Raw genomic sequence first — 22,425 nt, 5'->3', positions numbered from 1 at the left:
CGTTGTCCTCACTATAATATGGGCGAACCTTATCTAAAATGGTTGAAAAATCTATGTACTGATCTATTTTTCGCAGAAGGTGGTCCGAAGGAACAAGTTCATCAATAGACACAAATTCAATTTCATTTTGCGAAGATTCTTTGGGTTTAAACATGTAAATTCACCACAATCTATAGGATTTAATGGGTTAATTATAACATATTAACNCGGTGAATAATTAAAGTTAACTATTAAAATAAAGGCTGTCGATAGTTTCTCGACAGCCTGAGGCTATCCTTTAAGATAGCCGTTATCTCTAAACATTACGCGTTTAAAGAGTTCATTTTTTTCATTAAACGAGACTTTTTGCGAGCAGCAGCATTTTTGTGGATTAGACCTTTTGCAGCAGCTTTGTCTAGTTTACGAGCAGCATCAGCGAAAGATTCAGTTGCAGCAGCAGCATCGTTGTTAACGATTGCAGCATCAACTTTCTTTACAGCTGTACGCATTGAAGATTTGATTGTAGCGTTATGAGCATTGCGAGCTTCGCTAGTTTTAACACGCTTAATAGCAGATTTAATGTTTGGCATTCCATTCACCTCCTGAAAAAGCATCGAGATTCTATAACTCGACATTCACATTCATTAACAATAATTAAGAACAAGTGATATTCTATCAAACACACGGGCATAATGCAATACTCAGTATTTAAAATTGCTGATCTTGTTTCAGTTATGAAGTTAAAACTTCTTATGCATGTTTTTGCCCTAATAAGGCAAAGATAGAACATATCCGAATTCTAGTATATTATGGGCTGTTTTCCATATAACCAAAAAAGAAGTGAATGCGAGGGATTAACTTGAAGGAATCAATAGATTTAAGCAAATATTCGGTCCGAACGGACCTTGCCATTGAGGCAAGGGAAATGGTAATAGCTGACAGGCAGAAAGACAACGTTCACGCTCAGGAAAACCTTTCACAGATCGAGGGCGTTATTATAAAGGAGAAAAAAGAAAATGATATAAAAATTTCTTTTGTTGAAGTAACAAAAGAAGGTGCAGAAGCATTAGGGAAAAAGCAAGGTAACTATCTGACCATTGAAGTGACAGGCATCCGCCAGCAGGATACTGAATTGCAGCAGAAAGTGGAATCGGTTTTTGCGAGAGAGTTTTCCCATTTCATAAAACAATTAGGAATACAAGAGAATGCATCATGCCTAATTGTCGGTCTTGGGAATTGGAATGTAACCCCTGATGCACTTGGACCGCAAGTTTGTGAGAACCTTTTGATTACAAGGCACCTTTATCAGCTTCAGCCTGAAAGCGTAGAAGAAGGCTATCGCCCTGTAAGCGCTATTTCTCCTGGTGTTATGGGATTAACCGGCATTGAAACAAGCGATATTATTTATGGCATTGTTGAAAAAACGAAGCCTGATTTTGTTATTGCAATCGATGCGCTTGCATCCCGTTCAATCGAAAGGGTCAATTCTACCATCCAAATTTCGGATACAGGAATTCATCCAGGTTCGGGAGTAGGTAATAAAAGGAAAGAAATCAGCAAAGAAACATTAGGTATTCCGGTTATCGCAATTGGAATTCCTACTGTAGTGGACGCTGTTTCGATAACGAGCGACACGATCGATTTTATTTTAAAGCATTTCGGAAAGGAAATGAGGGAAGGAGACAGGCCGTCACGTTCCCTTGCGCCGGCTGGAATGACCTTTGGTGAAAAAAGAAAGCTTTCGGAGGAAGATTTGCCTGAAGAGCATCACCGAAAAACGTTTTTAGGCATGATTGGAACTCTGCCTGAAGAGGAAAAGCGCAGGCTGATCTATGAAGTTCTGTCCCCTCTTGGCCATAATCTAATGGTGACACCGAAGGAAGTGGATGTATTTATAGAGGATATGTCCAATTTAATTGCAAATGGCTTAAATGCAGCACTTCACCAACAAGTCAACCAGGATAATGCCGGTTTTTATACAAGGTAAATTGAAATTTCAATTAGTTGGGGTTTCCCCCATCCCCCGCTTTCGCCGTTTTTTCCTTGAAGCGGGGAGATTACTGCCAGGTAACATAATATAAAAAATATTAGGTTCTATCTTCTCTAGCAAAGACATAACATTTACTAGACTTGCAAAGAGAGGTGGAACAATGAAACCTTTGAAGACGAATGGAATCGTTGTAACTATTCAGGGGACAACCCTGTTAAAGGCCATTGGCGGATTTTTGCTTTTTCTATTTATGATTTTTTCAATAAGCGGTGCTATAACTTCATTGAAACCGGAGTACAGAATAAGCTCCGATTCTGTCAATACAGCTGCGAATAATTTAACTGGAGAAATGCTTTACCATTTCCTTGGGTGGGAAAACCACTCATTTCTCCAGGGGGTGCCTGAAAGCAGCCCGCCACCCAGATTTGCCAATTTGGTTTTTAAGCTATCAACCAATATTAACCTGAATGATCCAAGAAGTTTATTAGGAAGAGAGCTTCCATATTTCTCTATCTATGATAGCAAAATTTTGGTTGCAGGTGAGGGAACGGATTATACAAATATGCCAGTAGAGTCATCACCGCCTTTGGAGGTGTTGAAAGCTGAGCAGGAAGCAGCTCTCCAAAACACCGAAGGACTTGAGGCATCTGAAGATAACAATCAGTCTGCTAAACCGCCTATGACTACTGGTGATAAAAATGCAGTTTATGTTTATTTCAGCCATAACCGGGAATCATTCCTTCCCTATTTAAAAGGAGTAACAGATCCAAATGCTGCCAGCCATTCTCAAATCAACGTAACCAAAATAGGGGACAAGCTCAAAGAAGAGCTTGAAAGCAGAGGAATCGGGACAACTGTGGATAAAACAGATATTCAGGAAGCATTAAATAAAAAAGGCTGGAGCTATGCTCAATCCTATGAGGCCTCAAGGGAAGTTGTTCAGGCAGCTGCATCTGCTGACCGGGATTTGACATACTTCATTGATATTCACAGGGACTCACGCAGAAAAGCTGATACTACAAAGGAAATTAACGGAAAGCAATATGCTAAGGTTGCATTTGTTATTGGTGCAGAGCACCAAAACTACGAAAAAAATTTAAAGTTTGCCAATGAGCTGCATAATAGGCTTGAGGAAAAATATAAGGGCTTGAGCAGAGGGATTATTCAGCTTCAGGGAAAAAGAACGAATGGAAAATTTAATCAGGATCTCTCTGAAAATGCGATTCTGATAGAATTTGGCGGAGTTGATAATACCTTTGAAGAACTCAATCGATCAGCTGAAGCCCTGGCGGAAGTGTTCAGTGAATATTATTGGCAGGCTGAAGAAGTAACTTCACCGGCAAGCGGGGATTCGGAAAAGAAATAATATGTGGGTGTGATTCGGTAATGAAGATGTTTATGATAAAAGCGATTTTTCTTGCAGCCATTATGTTTGTATCCGTCCTGTTTGGGATGCAGCAGGCAAACGAGGGTATTCATAAGATGAAGGGCTATTCTGATGGCGATTTTAAGAGTGCGCTAACAATAAGCGAAACCGAGGGAGGGGATCTTCAGGCATCCGTACTGGGCAATGATGTATCAAGCCATGATCTTCAGCAGAAGAAGGAAAAGCTTGAAGAAATGAAAGCTTATAACTTCTTTTCGTCTTTAGGGAAAAGCATCTCGGAAGGACTGTCAGAGCTAACAGAAAAAGCGATCGCTTTCATTACAGAATTAATAGCCGGAAAATAGAGCTGCTTTAGGGCAGCCTTATTTTTTTGCACTAAAAGCGGCCATTCAGCTTAGCATTGAATCTTCATAAACGTACTGCTATAATCAAAAATAGTGTATAAACTAAGAGGACTAACTGAAAATCGATTAACACTTGGCTCCAGGCGCCCTTATTTTAGGCGTCTTGCGCTTTTCTTATATAGTAGGAGTTGAAACAATGAACAGAGAAGAGAGACTAAAAAGGCAAGAGAAAATAAGGAATTTTTCGATTATCGCCCATATTGACCATGGGAAATCGACATTGGCTGACCGTATCCTTGAAAAAACTAATGCGCTGACAGCCCGTGAAATGAAGGACCAGCTCCTTGATTCAATGGACCTGGAAAGAGAACGCGGCATCACGATCAAACTAAACTCCGTCCAGTTAAAATATAAAGCCAAAGATGGAGAAATCTATACCTTCCATTTAATTGATACTCCGGGCCACGTCGATTTTACTTATGAGGTATCCCGCAGTTTGGCAGCCTGTGAAGGAGCAATCCTTGTAGTTGATGCTGCTCAGGGGATCGAGGCGCAAACCCTGGCGAATGTTTACCTGGCTTTGGATAACGATCTGGAAATTCTGCCGATTATCAACAAAATTGACCTTCCAAGTGCCGATCCTGAGCGTGTCCGCAATGAAATAGAAGAGGTAATTGGCCTTGATGCTTCTGAAGCGGTGCTTGCTTCGGCAAAAGCGGGAATCGGTATTGAAGAAATCCTGGAACAGGTCGTTGAAAAGGTGCCTGCACCTGCCGGGGATCCGGACGCTCCTTTAAAGGCGCTGATTTTTGATTCCCTCTACGATGCCTATCGCGGTGTAGTAGCTTATATTCGAGTCGTAGATGGAACGGTTAAAGTTGGCGATAAAATTAAAATGATGGCGACTGGCAAGGAGTTTGAAGTAACGGAGGTAGGTGTGTTTACACCAAAATCCACTCCGATGCCAGAGCTATCGGTTGGAGACGTAGGCTTTCTGACCGCAGCAATTAAAAATGTCGGCGATACTCGTGTCGGTGACACCATCACAAATGCGAAAAACGGGGCATCCGAAGCCCTTCCTGGTTATCGAAGATTAAATCCGATGGTTTATTGCGGTTTGTATCCAATTGATAGTGCCAAGTTTAATGATTTGCGGGAAGCGCTTGAAAAGCTGGAACTTAATGACTCAGCACTTCAATTTGAACCTGAAACTTCCCAGGCGCTCGGTTTTGGATTCCGCTGCGGATTCCTTGGATTGCTCCACATGGAAATCATCCAGGAGCGTATTGAGCGGGAATTCAAAATTGATTTGATTACAACAGCACCAAGTGTTATCTATGATGTCATCTTGACAGATGGCACAGAAATCAAAGTAGATAATCCATCTAATATGCCTGACCCGCAGAAGATTGATCGAGTGGAAGAACCATATGTCAAAGCTACAATGATGGCACCAAATGACTATGTAGGGGCCATTATGGAACTTTGCCAGGAAAAACGCGGCATATTTATTGATATGCAATACATGGATGAAACTAGGGTTAATATTATATATGAAATTCCTTTGTCTGAAATTGTATATGATTTCTTTGACCAGCTTAAGTCCAATACAAAAGGATATGCTTCATTTGACTATGAATTGATTGGATACAAACCATCAAAGCTTGTTAAGATGGACATTCTGTTAAATGGGGAAAAAGTTGACGCATTAAGCTTTATTGTTCATAAGGATTTTGCTTATGAAAGAGGGAAGGTTATCGTTGAAAAGCTGAAAGAGCTAATTCCGCGCCAGCAGTTTGAGGTTCCTGTCCAGGCTGCCATCGGCCAAAAAATTGTAGCCCGCTCAACAATTAAAGCCATCCGCAAAAATGTATTGGCGAAATGTTACGGCGGAGACATCTCCCGTAAGCGTAAGCTTTTGGAAAAGCAGAAAGAAGGTAAAAAGCGGATGAAGCAGGTTGGTTCTGTTGAAGTTCCGCAAGAAGCCTTCATGGCTGTTTTGAAAATGGATGACAATAACTCTAAAAAGTAATATAGTTGCTTTGTTTAAAGAGGTTAGTTATGCTGTCATAATAATAGCATCACTAGCCTCTTTATTTTATGATGCTTATGACAAAGGTAGTGAAATAAATGATAAAAGCCGCTTATATACACATCCCATTTTGTGAGCATATATGCCATTATTGTGATTTTAATAAAGTATTTCTAAAGGGCCAGCCCGTTGATGAATACCTCGATTCTCTTGAAAAGGAAATGGAACTTGCCCTGCTGGAAACACCAGCAAGGCAATTAAATTCCATTTTTATTGGAGGGGGCACGCCAACTGCACTTAATGAAAAGCAGCTTGAGAAGCTTTGCGCCATTATTAGAAAACAGCTTCCATATAATGGTTCGACTGAATATACCTTTGAAGCGAACCCAGGAGATCTTTCTGAGGAAAAGCTAAAAATTTTATATGATGCAGGAGTCAACCGGCTTAGTTTTGGCGTACAGACCTTCAATGATGATCTGCTAAAGAGGATTGGAAGAGTTCACAGAGCCAAAGATGTTTTTCATTCTATCGAGGCAGCCAAGAAAATTGGCTTTAATAACATTAGCATAGATCTGATCTACAGCCTTCCAGGCCAGACATTAAAAGATTTTAGAGAAACGCTCGAAACATCATTTACTCTTGATATCGAACATTATTCCGGTTACTCGCTGATTATTGAACCTAAAACTGTGTTTTACAACCTAATGAGAAAAGGCAAATTGCCAACACCAGGAGAAGATGCGGAAGCTGAAATGTATGGTTTGTTAATGGAACAAATGGACAAAAATGGTTTTAAGCAATACGAAATAAGCAACTTTGCTAAACCGGGTTTTGAGAGCCGCCATAATATCACCTATTGGGATAATGAATGGTATTTCGGGATTGGCGCAGGCGCTCATGGATATGTAAATGGCCTTCGCCGATCGAACCATGGGCCGCTCAAGAAATATATGGAACCCATCGCAGGCGGTAAGCTTCCTATTCTGGAGGAGCATAAAGTTTCAATTGAAGAACAGATGGAAGAGGAGATGTTTCTTGGACTGAGAAAAACAGCTGGAGTCTCCATCAGTCGCTTTAAACAGAAATTTGGCAATGACCCTCTAAAAATGTTTGAAATTCAAATTGCACAGCTGGAAGAGAAAGGATTAATTGCTGTTGCAGAAGATCATATCAGGTTGACCAGACAAGGACTTTTTCTTGGGAACGAGGTATTTCAGTCCTTTATAGGGTAATTACCCAGGGTAAATTGCAGGCTGAAAAATGAAAGCCAAATTATTGACACTGTATGCTTGATTTGATAATTTATTAAATAGAATTAGCACTCGCGAATTAAGAGTGCTAACAGAGGTGATAACTGTGTTAACAGATCGTCAATTATTAATTTTTCAAGTGATTGTTGATGATTTTATTCAAACTGCACAGCCTGTCGGTTCGAGAACCTTGTCAAAAAAAGATGAAATTTCTTTTAGTTCCGCAACGATCAGAAATGAGATGGCAGATTTAGAGGAACTTGGGTTTATTGAAAAAACACACACCTCATCGGGGAGGATTCCTTCTGAAAAAGGGTACCGCTACTATGTGGATCACCTTTTATCCCCGCAAAAATTAAATCAGCATGATATCCACAAAGTAAAATCAATCTTTGCGGAAAGAATTTATGAACTGGAAAAAATTGTTCAAAAATCGGCAAAAATTCTGTCTGAGCTGACGAATTATACATCAATTGTCCTTGGGCCTGCAGTAAGGGAGAACAAGCTGAAGAAAATTCAGATTGTGCCTTTGAATAAAGAAACAGCAGTAGCTATTATTATTACAGATACAGGCCATGTGGAAAACAGGATGTTCCACCTGCCGGAAAGCATTGATGCCGGAGATTTGGAAAAAGTGGTTAACATTCTCAATGACCGGCTGTCTGGTGCTCCGATTGAAAGCCTGAATAATAAGCTATACAAAGAGGTTGCCGTTCTCTTAAGGCAGCATATCAATAATTATGACTTTATGCTGAATTCAATTGCTGATACCATTAAGATACCATCCTATGAAAAGCTATTCTTTGGCGGTAAAACGAATATGCTAAGCCAGCCGGAGTTTCATGATATTGAAAAGGTTAAAAACCTTATGAATATGATCGAGCAGGAAGAGGGCATATATGATTTAATACGCAAAGATAAAGCCGGGATCAATATCAGAATCGGCAGGGAGAACAAGAATACTGCAATGGAAAACTGCAGCCTGATTACTGCAAGCTACTCGATCGGTACCGAGCAGCTGGGTACAATTGCCATTCTAGGGCCTACAAGAATGGAGTATTCAAGAGTCATTAGCTTGCTGGACTATATCAGTGCGGACTTATCCGCTGTTTTATCGAAGCTGTATCAAAACGGCTGATGGTGGAAATATTGATTAAGGGTGGAATTGTCTTTCCATCCCTTTACTTGTGTTTTTAGAAGAATTGTATTGCTTCACCAGGAACGCTGATGCAGCTTTTGGGAGGGTGCGGGTCATCCGGGATGCTGCCACTGTATGTGGCGTACTTAGCTTGTCCTGCAATGGAAAGGTGCCTGCACTATTTCTAATAGTGCAGAAATCTCACAGAATCGTCCATTCTTTAAGGGAGGTGAACAAGTTGGCAGAAGAGAAAGAAACGCTATATCAAGATTTAAATGAACAAACCAACGAACCTGAAGGAGCTGAAAATGAAGCTTCTATAGAAGAAGTGTTTGCAGAGGCGGAAGAAGCAAAAGCAAGCGCGGATGAGGAAAATGCCAATGTCGAGCTAACAGCAGCGAATGAAAGAATTGCTGAGCTGGAAGGCAAGCTGGAAGAAGCGGAAAATCGCATTTACCGCCTTCAGGCTGATTTTGAAAATTCCCGGCGCCGTGCAAGGCTTGACCTTGAAGCGTCTGAAAAATATAGAGCGCAAAGTTTAATCTCTGACCTGTTGCCTGCGATTGACAACTTTGAAAGAGCTCTTCAGATGGAAGCTGAAAATGAACAGGCGAAATCCATCCTTCAAGGAATGGAAATGGTTTATCGAAGCTTGCTGGAGGCTATCAAAAAAGAAGGTGCAGAACAGATCGAAGCTGTTGGAAAGGAATTCGATCCGCATTTGCACCAAGCTGTTATGCAGGTGGAGGATGAGAATTTTGAATCCAATGTTGTAGTCGAAGAGTTCCAAAAAGGCTACAAGCTTAAGGACAGAGTCATTCGTCCAGCAATGGTTAAAGTAAATCAATAACTACATATTTGGGGAGGTAAAGTACATGAGCAAAATTATCGGAATCGATTTAGGTACAACAAACTCATGTGTCGCTGTTCTTGAAGGCGGCGAACCAAAAGTAATTCCAAATCCTGAGGGCAACCGTACAACTCCTTCAGTTGTTGCGTTTAAAAACGGTGAACGCCAGGTTGGTGAAGTGGCAAAACGCCAATCCATTACAAACCCGAACACAATCATTTCCATTAAACGCCATATGGGAACAGATTATAAAACTGAAATCGAAGGTAAAGAATATTCACCTCAAGAGGTTTCTGCTATTATCCTTCAATATTTAAAATCTTATGCAGAAGACTATCTTGGCGATAAGGTAACAAAAGCTGTTATCACTGTTCCTGCTTACTTTAATGATGCTGAGCGCCAGGCTACAAAGGATGCAGGTAAAATCGCAGGCCTTGAAGTAGAACGTATTATTAACGAACCAACGGCTGCAGCCTTGGCATATGGCCTTGATAAAATGGATGAAGACCAGACAATCCTTGTTTATGACCTTGGCGGCGGTACTTTTGACGTATCAATTCTTGAACTTGGAGATGGCGTTTTCGAAGTAAAATCTACTGCCGGAGACAACCGTCTTGGCGGAGATGACTTTGACCAGGTAATTATTGACTACTTAGTTGAGCAGTTCAAAAAAGAAAATGGAATTGATCTTTCAAAAGATAAAATGGCACTTCAGCGTTTAAAAGATGCAGCAGAAAAAGCGAAAAAAGATCTTTCAGGTGTAACTTCCACACAAATTTCCCTTCCTTTCATCACTGCTGGGGAAGCTGGTCCATTACACCTTGAAGTAACTCTATCAAGAGCTAAGTTTGAAGAGCTGTCCGCTGATCTTGTAGAACGCACAATGGGACCTACACGCCAGGCGTTAAAAGATGCTGGCTTGACTCCTTCAGATATCGATAAAGTTATTCTTGTCGGTGGTTCAACCCGTATCCCTGCTGTACAGGAAGCGATCAAGAAAGAAACAGGAAAGGATCCTCACAAAGGTGTTAATCCTGATGAAGTTGTAGCAATGGGTGCAGCAATTCAGGGCGGTGTGATTACTGGCGATGTGAAGGATGTTGTTCTATTAGACGTAACTCCATTATCACTTGGAATTGAAACAATGGGTGGAGTGTTCACGAAGCTAATTGAACGCAATACAACAATTCCGACTTCAAAATCTCAAGTATTCTCAACTGCTGCTGATAAACAATCAGCCGTTGATATCCATGTTCTTCAAGGGGAACGTCCAATGGCTGCAGATAACAAAACTTTAGGCCGTTTCCAGCTTGGCGATATTCCTCCAGCTCCGCGCGGAGTGCCGCAAATCGAAGTATCTTTCGATATCGACAAAAATGGTATCGTAAACGTACGTGCTAAAGACTTGGGCACTAACAAAGAGCAGGCGATTACAATCAAATCATCTACAGGATTATCTGATGAAGAGATTGATAAAATGGTAAGAGAAGCAGAAGAAAATGCTGAAGCAGATAAAAAGCGCAAAGAAGAGGTTGAGCTTCGCAATGAAGCAGATCAGCTAGTATTCACTACTGAAAAGACTTTAAAAGATCTAGAAGGCAAAGTGGATGAAGCTGAAGTAACGAAAGCCAACGAAGCTAAGGACGCTCTAAAAGCTGCCATTGAAAAGAACGATTTGGATGAAATCCGTGCTAAGAAAGATGCGCTTCAGGAGGTAGTCCAAGCGTTAACAATGAAGCTATATGAACAAGCTCAGCAAGCACAAGCAGGGCAAGGTGCTGAAGGCACTGCCGGCAATAGTGACGACAATGTAGTTGACGCTGAATTCGAAGAGGTTAAAGACGATAAATAATATATTTCTTAACGTATAAATTGTCATGCTGCTGTGCCTTCTCCAAGGTATAATCCTTGAGCAAGGCTCCAGCTCTTTTCAAATCAAAAGTCAAAGTCAGGTATTTCTTGGCTTTGGCTTTTATTTCTGTTTGAAGATGTTCCGCAAAGAATGAAAGAATGGTTTATTTTGCCCCTTGCCCTATGAGTGGACAAGGCTCCTTTCTTTGGGGAAGCGGCAAATGGCCAAAATACACCAATCTATTCAATGTGAGTGAATAGCGGTTGCGGAATATAATTAGAGAATGATACAATAACCTTTATGTGAAATGAATCGGGGAGTGGTAATCATGAGTAAAAGGGATTACTATGAAGTTCTTGGGCTTAGCAAAGGCGCATCCAAGGATGAAATCAAGAAAGCTTATCGAAAGCTTTCAAAAAAATATCATCCTGATATAAATAAAGAGCCTGATGCTGACGAGAAATTCAAGGAAGTAAAAGAAGCGTACGAAGTGCTTAGCGATGATCAAAAAAGGGCTCATTATGACCAATTTGGCCACACAGATCCTAATCAGGGCTTTGGAGGAGGCGGCTTTGAAGGGTTTGGCGGATTTGAGGACATCTTCAGCACATTCTTCGGAGGAGGATCTCGCCGCCGTGACCCTAATGCACCAAGGCAAGGGGCAGATTTGCAATACACTATGTCCCTATCTTTTGAAGAAGCTGTTTTTGGAAAAGAGACTGATATTGAAATTCCTCGTGAAGAAACTTGTGAAACATGTGACGGATCCGGGGCAAAGCCTGGAACAAAGCCGGAAACATGCCGCCATTGCCATGGTTCTGGCCAGCTAAATGTGGAGCAAAATACCCCATTTGGCAAAATTGTTAATAGAAGAGTTTGTCACTACTGTAATGGCACAGGAAAAGAAATTAAGCAAAAGTGCTCCACATGCGGCGGCGCCGGCAAGGTGCAAAAACGCAGAAAAATACATGTCAAGATTCCAGCGGGCATTGATGATGGCCAGCAGCTCCGTGTAGCCGGCCAAGGGGAACCGGGTGTGAACGGAGGCCCATCTGGAGACCTTTATGTTGTATTCCATGTCCGTTCGCATGAGTTCTTTGAACGCGATGGCGATGATGTATACTGTGAAATGCCTATTACATTCGTGCAAGCAGCTCTTGGTGATGAAATCGAAGTTCCCACTCTTCACGGAAAGGTGAAACTGAAGGTTCCAGCCGGTACACAAACAGGGACAAAATTCCGCCTGAAAGGAAAAGGCGTACCGAACGTTAGGGGATACGGCACAGGAGATCAGCACATAATCGTTCGTATCATTACACCGACAAAGCTGACAGAAAAGCAAAAGCAGCTTCTCAGCGAGTTTGCTGAAGTAAGCGGAAAAGTCCCACAAGGGGAACAGGAAGAAAGTTTTTTCTCAAAAGTAAAACGAGCCTTTAAAGGTGAATAAAGGAAATGGAGTTGGTAGAAGTGAAATGGTCAGAAATCAGTATTCATACTACAAATGAAGCTGTTGAACCGATTTCGAATATTTTGCATGAAGCCGGAGCAAGCGGAGTGGTTATTGAAGATCCTTTGGAACTTGTAAAAGAAAGAAAGGACCAATTCGGCGAAATCTACCAGCTCGATCCACAGGATTACCCGGAAGAAGGCGTTGTTGTAAAAGCATATTTGCCAGTGAATAGCTTCTTGGGCGAAACAGTTGATGAAATTAAAGAAGCCATAAATAATTTGATGCTATTCAATATTGATATTGGCGCCAATAAGGTTAGCATCAGTGAAGTAAATGAGGAAGAATGGGCGACAGCCTGGAAAAAATACTATAACCCAGTGAAGATATCAGAACGATTTACAATTGTTCCAACATGGGAAGAGTACAATCCTGTCAGCAGCGACGAACTTATTATAGAACTGGACCCAGGCATGGCATTCGGAACCGGCACTCACCCGACTACAGTGATGTGTATTCAGGCCCTTGAAAGAACGGTAAAACAGGGTGACACAGTGGTGGATGTCGGGACAGGTTCAGGCGTTTTAAGCATTGCTGCTGCAATGCTTGGTGCTGAAAAAGTAAAGGCACTTGACCTTGATGAGGTTGCGGTGAATTCTGCCAGGTTAAATATTAAGCTCAATAAAGTTCAGCAAATCGTTGACGTCTCCCAAAACAACCTGCTGGATGGCATTGATGAAAAGGCTGATATTATAGTTGCCAATATCCTGGCAGAGGTGATTCTGCGATTTACCGATGATGTTGCTTCAGCAGTAAAGGAAGGCGGGTATTTTATCGCCTCCGGCATCATCCAGCAGAAAAAGCAGGAAGTAAGGGATGCAATTGCTGCAGCTGGGTTTGACATTGAAGAAACGATTCAAATGGAAGACTGGGTAGCTATTATTGGAAAAAGAAAGTAGCCGTCAGGCAGAGTTATCAAAGGCTTAAGCTTAAAACATTTTTTATAAAGGCTGTATTAAAGCATATTGTTGAATTTAGCATCCTGTTGATTGAAGCGGAAGGTGCTGATCCCTCGAAAATGCTACCGCTCTTTCTTTGTGCGGTGTTCATTCGAAGCTTATTTTAATGTTCTTCCGGAGAAGCGTGTCAGCGGGAGACCCCGCAGGTGCGGATGCACCGAGGAGGGTAGGACCGGCCGCTGAACGCTTGAGTGCCTCGTGCTGGCAACAGGCAAATTTAACAGAGCTTTTATAAAAAGGGGGTAATGAATTTACCCCCCTTTTTATAGTTGCAGAATAGCGGAAAGTCTAGGAAAGAGGGTACAATAGGTGCAGCGGTATTTCACAGAGAGTTCAGCAATAAATAATCGTTTTGCCATTTTGGATGAAGATTTTCATCATATTGTTAAGGTAATGCGCATGAGAGAGGGCGACCAAATTATATGCGTGGATCCTCATGGAAAGAGCGCTATATGCGTTATTGCAGAAATTACCGATGAACAAGTAGCGGCAGAAGTTGTACAATGGATTGAAGGGTCTTCAGAACTTCCTGTCGATATTACAATCGTGAGCGGACTGCCTAAAGGGGATAAACTCGAATGGATTATCCAAAAAGGGACAGAGCTAGGCGCTCACCAGTTTATCCCTTTTACTTCAGCTCGTTCAATAGTAAAATGGGATGCGAAAAAGGCTGCTAAGAAGGTCGACAGATGGCACAAGATTGCCAAAGAGGCTGCCGAACAGTCGCATCGAACCAGGGTGCCTGAAGTTCTCGGACCGCTAGATTTAAAGTCATTGCTGAAAATATGCGGGGATTATACACATAAATTAATTGCCTTTGAGGAGGAAGCAAAACAAGGAGAAGCTTCGATCCTTTCCAAAACATTGTCTTCTATGAAAAAAGGTGATTCGCTAATTATATTTTTTGGTCCTGAAGGCGGGCTGACAGACCAAGAGGTATCCTGGCTGAAGGAACAGGGATTTCTTGCATGCGGACTTGGCCCGAGGATATTAAGAACAGAGACAGCACCGTTATATCTACTTTCAGCTGTTTCTTATCATTTTGAATTAATGGGGTGAAATAATATGCCTGCAGTTGCATTTCATACACTAGGTTGCAAAGTCAACCATTACGAAACCGAAGCTATTTGGCAGTTGTTTAAAGATGCTGGCTATGAACGTACAGATTTTGAATCTGTTTCAGATGTATATGTGATCAACACCTGTACTGTTACAAACACAGGAGATAAAAAAAGCAGACAGGTTATCAGAAGAGCAATCAGAAAGAATCCTGATGCAGTTATTTGTGTAACAGGCTGCTATGCCCAAACATCTCCAGCCGAAATCATGGCGATCCCAGGGGTAGATATCGTAGTTGGCACCCAGGATCGAGTGAAGATGCTTGAATATATAGAGCAGTATAAACAAGAACGCCAGCCAATAAATGGTGTTGGAAATATCATGAAAAACCGTGTTTATGAGGAGCTCGATGTTCCAGCTTTTACAGATAGGACACGCGCTTCACTAAAGATTCAGGAAGGCTGCAACAACTTCTGCACTTTCTGTATTATTCCATGGGCTAGAGGCCTAATGAGATCACGTGACCCTCAAGAGGTAATCCGTCAGGCTCAACAGCTTGTTGATGCTGGCTATAAAGAAATTGTTCTCACAGGAATCCATACAGGCGGATATGGGGAGGACATGAAGGATTATAACCTTGCGGCTCTTCTTAGAGATTTGGAAGCACAGGTAAAAGGCCTGAAACGCCTAAGAATTTCTTCTATTGAAGCAAGCCAAATTACAGATGAAGTCATTGAAGTTATGGATAAATCCAAGGTTGTGGTTAGACATTTGCATATTCCTCTTCAATCGGGTTCAAATACAGTTTTAAAGAGAATGCGCCGGAAATATACAATGGAATTCTTTGCAGAGCGTCTTGAGCGCTTGAAAGAAGCATTGCCGGGCTTGGCGGTAACTTCCGATGTTATCGTTGGTTTCCCGGGTGAAACTGAGGAAGAGTTTATGGAAACTTACAACTTTATTAAGAAACATAAATTCTCCGAGCTTCATGTATTCCCTTATTCAAAGAGAACAGGAACACCTGCAGCCAGAATGGATGACCAGATTGATGAAGAAGTTAAAAATGAGCGGGTTCATCGCCTGATTGCGTTATCAGATCAGCTTGCTAAAGAGTATGCATCACAGTATGAAGGAGAAGTTCTTGAAGTAATCCCGGAAGAGAGCTTCAAGGATAGTCCTGATAGCAATTTGTTTGTGGGATATACTGATAATTATTTGAAGGTTGTTTTTCCTGCCACAGAGGATATGATCGGCCAAATTGTAAAAGTGAAAATTACAAAGGCTGGCTATCCTTATAATGAAGGCCAATTTGTCCGGGTGCTTGATGAATTGGAGGAAACAGAAGAGGCAGCTGTGTAAAGGGACTACCTATTAGGTAGTTCCTTTTTTTTAGATTCAATCTTCATTAAATCAGGACATTTGGGAAAAACTACTCTCGAAAACGGTTGCAAAAATGCTCGATATTTTTTGATTTCAATGGTATTATGTAAGAGGTACGGACATCTTGTTTTAAAGGAGTAGTAAAAATGACAAATAACGTAGCAAGAATGATCGATCATACATTACTTAAAGCAGATACGACAAAAGATCAAATTGAAAAAATTTGCGCTGAGGCAAAAGAATATAATTTTGCATCTGTTTGTGTAAACCCAACCTGGGTAAAACTTTCAAGTGAATTGCTTAAAGGAACTGAAGTAAAAGTTTGTACTGTAATCGGCTTCCCATTGGGTGCTTCTACACCTGAAACAAAAGCGTTCGAGACAAAAAACGCAATTGAAAATGGTGCAACTGAAGTGGATATGGTTATTAATATCGGTGCTTTAAAAGACGGTGACAATGAACTTGTTGAAAAGGATATCCGTGCAGTTGCTGATGCTGCCAAAGGAAAAGCCTTAACTAAAGTTATTATCGAAACTTGCCTTCTAACTGAAGAAGAAAAGGTGAGAGCTTGTGAGCTTTCAGTTAAAGCAGGCGCTGATTTTGTTAAAACATCTACTGGCTTCTCTACTGGGGGAGCAACAGTTGAAGATATCGCCCTTATGAGAAAAACAGTGGGCCCTGAAATTGGTGTTAAAGCTTCAGGCGGAGTAAGAAGTGCCGAGGATGCCCAGAAAATGATTGAAGCAGGTGCCACAAGAATTGGTGCAAGCTCAGGTGCAGCTATTGTCAACGGTTTGACAAGCGATTCTGATTACTAAAAAAATGCCGGATTCCCGGCATTTTTTTTTGCAAATTTCCATATGCAAATTGTATAAAGCGCTAATTTTAGAAATGCCGGATAACCCAGAATGTTCTCTCATATTCTTGCTATAATAGAAGCATCTGTTCCCAGCTCATGCTTTTTACTGATATGGGGCACAATCTGGACTGTACTTGCTTTTTAAGAAAAACGCTGCCTATCATGCAGCTTAATAATAAACCTTCCAAATTGGCCGGCAAATGGCAGCACTAATAAAGATGATAGAACATTAAACAGCACGCTAATATGGGCAAGCTGTACGTCAGGATGATTGGCTGTGTTTTGGCCAAGCTCGGAAAGCAGCCCAATGAAAGGAAAGAAAACAGCAACCCCTAAGCAATTAAGCCAAATATGGGCATAGGCCGAAAGTTTTGCTTCCCTGCCTGATCCTATGGAAGCTAAATAAGCATCAACACATGTTCCGATATTTGATCCAAGCATAATAGCAATAGCCGTATCCAAATCCATTGCTCCAGCAGTCAGGAAGCCCATAATGATGCCGGTTGTAGCTGTGCTTGATTGAATAATCGCTGTGATGATCACACCCGCAAAAACAGCATACAAATAGCTCCCATCAAGAGTAAGAAGCATATCGTTCACCAGATCATTGTCTTTAATGGAACCAGCCATAAATTCAAATCCCCGCATTGCCGCAAATACAGCAGAAATTCCAAGTAAAGCCAGTCCTGCGCTCCGAAGGCTTTTTCGTTTCATGACAGCCAGGAGGCTTCCGGCCACAGCAAGCGGGATAATATAAGACTCAATATTAAAAGTAATTAGTTCAGTCGTAAAAGTTGTACCAATATTTGTACCTAAAATAATGCCTATGGTTTGCGGAAAAGTAAGCATTCCTGCCGAAACCATTCCGATTGTGATAATCATAACGGCAGAACTGCTTTGCAGGACAGCTGTAATAAAGGTACCTATAAGCAGTCCTTTCCAGGGAGTATTTGTCAGCACTGCCAGCCAATTTTTCAATGAGTCGGCGGATAGGTTAAATAAACCTGACCTTAATAGCGTCATCCCATAAATAAATAAGCCGATAAGCAGCAAAAATAATAATAGCTGGATTAACAAGCTCTCACCCCCTACATCTATTCCTATGGGACATTATGCAAGGACATGCCTAAGACTAAAAAATTGTTTAGTCTGTCCGCATGCAGGGTATTAAAAAGCACAATTAGCAAAAAACAGACACGAGAGCAGGCTAATTACTGTTGACCTTGATAAACTGTTATATTATAATTGCAAGGTACATGGAATAAACCATGTTGTTGATGTAAGTGTGTTGTGCTCGGAGGGAGGGAAAGAGAATGTCTAAAACCGTCGTTCGTAAAAACGAATCGCTTGAAGATGCTCTTCGTCGCTTCAAACGTTCAGTATCAAAAACTGGTACTTTGCAGGAAGCTAGAAAGCGCGAATTCTACGAAAAACCTAGTATTAAACGTAAGAAAAAGTCTGAGGCTGCTAGAAAGCGTAAGTGGTAAGAGAGGGTGTATGTAATGAGTCTTCTCGAGCGTTTAAATGAAGATATGAAACAAGCGATGAGGAATAAAGAAAAAGAAAAGCTTACTGTCATTCGTATGATTAAAGCTTCGCTTCAAAACGAAGCCATCAAGCTCGGTGAAGAGCTTAACGAAGAACAGGAGCTAACTGTCCTTTCTCGCGAAGTTAAACAGCGCAAGGATTCCCTCCATGAATTTGAAAAAGCAGGTCGTGAAGATCTTGTTGAAAAAATTCGTACTGAACTTCAGTATGTCGAATTATATATGCCTAAACAGCTCACTGAAGAAGAGGTTTCCAAAATCGTTGCTGAAACGGTTGCAGAAACTGGTGCATCCTCAAAAGCTGATATGGGTAAAGTGATGGCTGCCATTATGCCTAAAGTAAAAGGCAAAGCAGACGGATCGCTAGTAAATAAACTTGTACAACAACACCTTTCATAAAACTATGTAATAAAAGACCGGAAGCTTTGGCTGACGGTCTTTTTTATTGGCTGTTTTCGCACAAGTTTTGTGAAAAGAGCTTTTTACCTGTTTAAACGGGGTTATACATTTACATGACAGCTCGATAATGAGCTAATAAAGTGAAACTTCCATCAGTGGGGGTCCTGCTGCCCGCTAATTGCGGGATATATCCTTCTCTTCAAAAACATCATATGTTTACGTATAATAACTGGTTATACTAAAATGACATTACCGTTTCTTTTTCAAATAAAAATGAAACTTTTTTAATGTTGCACCGTAGATACATACATATATTTATTCTAATTTACTTCGAAGGGGGAAAGAGATGACTGCAAGAAGGGTTATAGCTGTTTTTTCATTTTTGCTTGCTTTTGTGCTGATGGCTGTTCCTTTTCAGGGAAATGCGGATAATGAAATTGTCTATATAGCGCCTATTGAGGAAACGGTGGAGAAAGGGCTTTATGCTTTTTTGAGCAGGGCAGTCCATACTGCCGAGGAAGAAAATGCTTCTGCCATTATATTTGAAGTAAATACACCTGGAGGAGCAGTTGATGCAGCGGGCGAAATTGGCAAACTCCTGACTACTACAAATGTAAAAACGATTTCGTTTGTTAACAAGCAGGCTTTGTCTGCAGGTGCCTATATATCATTGAACACGGATGAAATATACATGGTCCCTGGCTCTACAATGGGTTCGGCTGCTATCATAGACCAGCAGGGCAATACAGCAGGAAAGAAAGCGGAATCATATTGGTTTGCCGCGATGAAGAGCGCTGCAACGCAAACCGGCCGGGATCCTATTTATGCACTTGCCATGGCAGATGAATCCGTCGATCTGCCTGAGCTGGGGGCACCAAAGGGAAAGCTTCTCACCCTAACGGCTGAACAAGCTGAAGAAGTAGGGTATTCGGAGGGTACCGTAAACTCGAGGGCTGAACTATTGGAAAAGCTGGGATATGAGAATGCTGAAATACGCACCATTGATGAAAGCTTTGCAGAAAAGCTGGCACGATTCATTACAAATCCTCTTGTGGTACCAATTCTTTTATCAATTGGAAGCCTGGGGCTGGTGCTTGAACTTTATTCACCAGGCTTTGGAATCCCTGGGTTTATGGGCTTATCAGCATTGCTGCTCTTCTTTTACGGGCATATGGTTGCCGGATTAGCAGGATATGAAACACTCATCCTATTTGTTATAGGGATTGGCCTGATTATTGCTGAGTTCTTCCTTCCTGGCGGCATTGCGGGCATCGCCGGAATAGCATCCATCCTGGGAAGCCTGTTTTTGGCCACAGACAATGTAGTCCATATGGGAATCTCGATCTTAATCGCTATTGGAGTTTCGGTTTTGGCATCTATTTTAATGATAAAGGTGTTTGGTAAAAAGATGAAATTCTTTAAAAAGATCATTTTAACCGATAGCACAAATACAGAAAAAGGCTATATTTCAAACAAAAGCAGACTGGAACTGATTGGGCAGGAAGGATATGCCTTAACAGCCCTCCGGCCAGCAGGAACAGTAGTCCTCAAGGATGAACGGATTGACGTTGTCAGTGAGGGAGGCTATATTGCCAAGGGAGCTAAAGTAAAAGTTGTTAAAGCTGAGGGTTCCCGAATCGTTGTAAGGGAAATATCTAATCTTGATTTAGATAAATAAAATTTTATTAGGAGGTAAAAACATGCTAGAAGCAGGAACAGTATTTGTCCTGGTTGCCGTTGTACTGGGAATCATTTTATTGGGGATCTTATTCACCTTTGTACCGGTCATGCTGTGGATTTCAGCATTGGCAGCAGGAGTAAGAGTCAGTATTTTCACCTTGATTGGAATGAGGCTCCGCAGAGTTATACCAAGCCGTGTAATTAATCCGCTGATTAAGGCTCATAAAGCAGGGCTTGATGTTTCAACAAACCAGCTAGAGAGCCATTATCTTGCTGGAGGTAATGTGGACCGGGTTGTAAATGCCTTGATTGCAGCCCACCGTGCAAATATCGATTTAAGTTTTGAACGAAGTGCAGCCATTGACTTGGCAGGTCGTGATGTTTTGGAAGCTGTACAGATGAGCGTTAATCCGAAAGTTATTGAAACTCCCTTCATTGCTGGTGTAGCGATGGATGGTATCGAGGTTAAAGCTAAAGCAAGAATCACTGTACGTGCAAATATTGATCGCCTTGTTGGGGGAGCTGGTGAGGAAACAATCGTTGCACGTGTCGGTGAAGGGATCGTATCAACAATTGGTTCATCAGATGACCATAAAAAAGTTTTGGAAAACCCGGATATGATTTCACAGACTGTGCTTTCCAAGGGATTGGATGCAGGTACTGCTTTTGAAATTCTTTCAATTGATATTGCGGATGTGGATATCGGCAAAAACATTGGAGCAGAACTGCAGACTGAGCAAGCTGAGGCCGATAAGAAGATCGCACAGGCTAAAGCGGAAGAAAGACGTGCAATGGCGGTAGCCCAGGAACAGGAAATGAAAGCACGCGTAGAAGAAATGAGAGCGAAGGTTGTGGAAGCAGAAGCCCAAGTGCCGCTGGCCATGTCAGAAGCCCTTCGTTCCGGCAATATTGGTGTAATGGACTATATGAATATCCAAAATATCTCTGCAGATACAGAAATGAGAGATTCAATCGGCAATATGAGTGAAGACCGCAAAGACGGACGCAAAAACAACTAAATGATCCCTTGATGGGAGAAGGGAGGAAACTCTCTTGGAAATACTATTGGAGAATCCATTTATTCTCATTGCATTACTAGCGTTTATTTCCTCCTTTTTTAAGAAGAAGAAAGAGGAGCCGCCTGTAAAACAAAAGACCCCGAAGCACAGATCAAAGTCACATTCAGAGAAACCTCCTGTTGAGGCTTCAGTGGAAGCGGCTCTTGAGGAGGAAAAACGGAGGCAAGCTGAGAGAGCAAGCAGGTTAGAAGAAGAATACAGGCGCCGGAAACAGCAGGCTGAGGAAAGTATGAGGGCTCTTCAGAACAAAAGGAGAGCTGCTGAAAGAAAGGCGAATTCAGTAAGGGAAACAGCTTCCAATCCACTGGAGGTGCCTTCTCCCCAAAAACAGGCCTCTGCCGAACTTGAGCCAACAAAGCAGGCTCTCATTGACGGTGTAATCTGGTCTGAAATCCTGGGGCCTCCAAGAGCAAAAAATCCCCATCGATCGATTAACAGGAAGTAATTAAAAATAAGTGCTAGAACCTTCGTTCATTTCATACATATGAGATGAAAGGGGGTTCTTTTTTTATGGCAAAAAAATGGGGACAATTCGTCCGCAGCTGGATGACTAAAAACATGGAGCTTCCTCAAGATGTCATGATGGATTTACCCCGCATTACAATGATTGGACAAATCCACATATATATTGAGAACCACAGGGGATTACTCGCTTTTTCAGAAAAGGAACTCAGGCTGCTTTTAAAACAGGGGCAGCTGTTGGTTAAAGGGAAAGCATTTGTAATAAAAACAATTTTACCGGAAGAAATATTGCTGGAAGGGAAAATAGATTCAGTTACGTATATCTCAGACAATGATTAAATAAGGTAGTGTCAAAAGATTTATGAAAACTACCTAAAGGGTTAGTTTCTCTCCTATTTACTGGATGGAGATGCGCCGCAATCGCTCTTGACAAACACGCCAATGGTTTGAGGATTGTTTAACAAGGGCGAAGGGAACAAAAGAAGGCATACCAAATAAGCCCTTGGTTGTTTCCATTTTAAACCATTGGCAAGTTCGGTTTGTCAAGAGTTCGCTCCGCCGATTGCTGAATTAGCTTAAGGGCTCAGCTAAACAAAAAGTTAGGCTTGTCTTTGTTCTACTATCCATTGTTGTGCTAATCCAATGAGCTTTGTCCAACGTGCTGGCATTGTT

The 22,425-nt window shown here is 41.6% G+C and carries 21 protein-coding genes and 1 pseudogene; 19 read left to right on the top strand and 3 right to left on the bottom strand.

Features of this window, described 5'->3' with window-relative positions; all coding sequences use genetic code 11:
• A pseudogene (locus L634_RS33575) lies at nt 1-154 on the bottom strand (IS5/IS1182 family transposase); the annotation flags it as partial.
• A gap of 148 nt (nt 155-302) precedes the next feature.
• The gene (gene rpsT / locus L634_RS0122965; protein ID WP_026584475.1) at nt 303-569 is read right to left on the bottom strand and encodes a 30S ribosomal protein S20; all 267 of its coding nucleotides are present in this window, start codon (nt 567-569) and stop codon (nt 303-305) included.
• A gap of 269 nt (nt 570-838) precedes the next feature.
• Here rpsT and gpr point away from each other — a divergent pair, with 269 nt between their 5' ends.
• The 13 genes from gpr (at nt 839) to deoC (ending at nt 16,545) form a co-directional block, all read left to right on the top strand.
• On the top strand, nt 839-1,966 hold the full coding sequence (gene gpr, locus L634_RS0122960) for a GPR endopeptidase (protein ID WP_026584474.1): 1,128 nt from the start codon (nt 839-841) through the stop codon (nt 1,964-1,966).
• Nucleotides 1,967-2,129: 163 nt separating this feature from the next.
• Complete coding sequence (spoIIP, locus tag L634_RS0122955) at nt 2,130-3,335, top strand: stage II sporulation protein P (RefSeq protein ID WP_026584473.1); 1,206 nt, start codon at nt 2,130-2,132, stop codon at nt 3,333-3,335.
• Between the two features lie 20 nt (nt 3,336-3,355).
• A complete protein-coding gene (locus L634_RS0122950) occupies nt 3,356-3,700 on the top strand; it encodes a YqxA family protein (RefSeq protein WP_026584472.1) in 345 nt (114 codons plus the stop codon).
• Nucleotides 3,701-3,896: 196 nt separating this feature from the next.
• The gene (gene lepA / locus L634_RS0122945; protein WP_026584471.1) at nt 3,897-5,732 is read left to right on the top strand and encodes a translation elongation factor 4; all 1,836 of its coding nucleotides are present in this window, start codon (nt 3,897-3,899) and stop codon (nt 5,730-5,732) included.
• Between the two features lie 98 nt (nt 5,733-5,830).
• Nucleotides 5,831-6,964, top strand: a complete 1,134-nt coding sequence (gene hemW, locus L634_RS0122940; protein WP_026584470.1) for a radical SAM family heme chaperone HemW — start codon at nt 5,831-5,833, stop codon at nt 6,962-6,964.
• Between the two features lie 124 nt (nt 6,965-7,088).
• Nucleotides 7,089-8,120, top strand: coding sequence for a heat-inducible transcriptional repressor HrcA (gene hrcA / locus L634_RS0122935; RefSeq protein WP_026584469.1), 1,032 nt, complete (start codon nt 7,089-7,091; stop codon nt 8,118-8,120).
• A 238-nt stretch (nt 8,121-8,358) separates the two neighbouring features.
• Complete coding sequence (gene grpE / locus L634_RS0122930) at nt 8,359-8,970, top strand: nucleotide exchange factor GrpE (RefSeq protein ID WP_026584468.1); 612 nt, start codon at nt 8,359-8,361, stop codon at nt 8,968-8,970.
• Nucleotides 8,971-8,995: 25 nt separating this feature from the next.
• A complete protein-coding gene (dnaK, locus tag L634_RS0122925; RefSeq protein WP_026584467.1) occupies nt 8,996-10,822 on the top strand; it encodes a molecular chaperone DnaK in 1,827 nt (608 codons plus the stop codon).
• A 328-nt stretch (nt 10,823-11,150) separates the two neighbouring features.
• Nucleotides 11,151-12,269, top strand: a complete 1,119-nt coding sequence (gene dnaJ, locus L634_RS0122920) for a molecular chaperone DnaJ (protein WP_026584466.1) — start codon at nt 11,151-11,153, stop codon at nt 12,267-12,269.
• A 20-nt stretch (nt 12,270-12,289) separates the two neighbouring features.
• Nucleotides 12,290-13,228, top strand: a complete 939-nt coding sequence (gene prmA / locus L634_RS0122915; protein ID WP_026584465.1) for a 50S ribosomal protein L11 methyltransferase — start codon at nt 12,290-12,292, stop codon at nt 13,226-13,228.
• A 369-nt stretch (nt 13,229-13,597) separates the two neighbouring features.
• Complete coding sequence (locus tag L634_RS0122910; protein ID WP_026584464.1) at nt 13,598-14,347, top strand: 16S rRNA (uracil(1498)-N(3))-methyltransferase; 750 nt, start codon at nt 13,598-13,600, stop codon at nt 14,345-14,347.
• A gap of 6 nt (nt 14,348-14,353) precedes the next feature.
• Nucleotides 14,354-15,706: a tRNA (N(6)-L-threonylcarbamoyladenosine(37)-C(2))-methylthiotransferase MtaB gene (mtaB, locus tag L634_RS0122905; RefSeq protein WP_026584463.1), complete on the top strand. Its 1,353-nt coding sequence runs from the start codon at nt 14,354-14,356 to the stop codon at nt 15,704-15,706.
• A 167-nt stretch (nt 15,707-15,873) separates the two neighbouring features.
• A complete protein-coding gene (gene deoC / locus L634_RS0122900) occupies nt 15,874-16,545 on the top strand; it encodes a deoxyribose-phosphate aldolase (RefSeq protein ID WP_026584462.1) in 672 nt (223 codons plus the stop codon).
• A gap of 182 nt (nt 16,546-16,727) precedes the next feature.
• Here deoC and L634_RS0122895 read toward each other — a convergent pair whose 3' ends face one another.
• Nucleotides 16,728-17,609, bottom strand: a complete 882-nt coding sequence (locus tag L634_RS0122895; protein WP_051428395.1) for a Na/Pi symporter — start codon at nt 17,607-17,609, stop codon at nt 16,728-16,730.
• Nucleotides 17,610-17,899: 290 nt separating this feature from the next.
• Between L634_RS0122895 and rpsU the strand changes: the two genes are divergently transcribed.
• From rpsU to yqfC, 6 genes are all read left to right on the top strand, one after another.
• Nucleotides 17,900-18,073, top strand: a complete 174-nt coding sequence (gene rpsU / locus L634_RS0122890; protein WP_009333009.1) for a 30S ribosomal protein S21 — start codon at nt 17,900-17,902, stop codon at nt 18,071-18,073.
• Nucleotides 18,074-18,088: 15 nt separating this feature from the next.
• Nucleotides 18,089-18,532: a GatB/YqeY domain-containing protein gene (locus tag L634_RS0122885; protein ID WP_026584460.1), complete on the top strand. Its 444-nt coding sequence runs from the start codon at nt 18,089-18,091 to the stop codon at nt 18,530-18,532.
• A 346-nt stretch (nt 18,533-18,878) separates the two neighbouring features.
• A complete protein-coding gene (locus L634_RS0122880) occupies nt 18,879-20,210 on the top strand; it encodes an NfeD family protein (protein WP_026584459.1) in 1,332 nt (443 codons plus the stop codon).
• A gap of 22 nt (nt 20,211-20,232) precedes the next feature.
• Nucleotides 20,233-21,231, top strand: coding sequence for a flotillin-like protein FloA (gene floA / locus L634_RS0122875; RefSeq protein ID WP_026584458.1), 999 nt, complete (start codon nt 20,233-20,235; stop codon nt 21,229-21,231).
• Nucleotides 21,232-21,265: 34 nt separating this feature from the next.
• Nucleotides 21,266-21,736 (top strand): hypothetical protein, encoded by a 471-nt coding sequence (locus tag L634_RS0122870; RefSeq protein ID WP_026584457.1) that lies wholly within the window; start codon nt 21,266-21,268, stop codon nt 21,734-21,736.
• Between the two features lie 65 nt (nt 21,737-21,801).
• Nucleotides 21,802-22,092, top strand: a complete 291-nt coding sequence (yqfC, locus tag L634_RS0122865; RefSeq protein ID WP_026584456.1) for a sporulation protein YqfC — start codon at nt 21,802-21,804, stop codon at nt 22,090-22,092.
• The last annotated feature ends 333 nt before the right edge of the window (nt 22,093-22,425 follow it).

It is taken from the genome of Bacillus sp. J33 (assembly GCF_000518885.1).
In the GTDB taxonomy this organism is placed as follows: domain Bacteria; phylum Bacillota; class Bacilli; order Bacillales; family Cytobacillaceae; genus Cytobacillus.
Note: the sequence above shows the minus strand (reverse complement) of the source record. Positions and strands in the feature narration are given on the sequence as shown.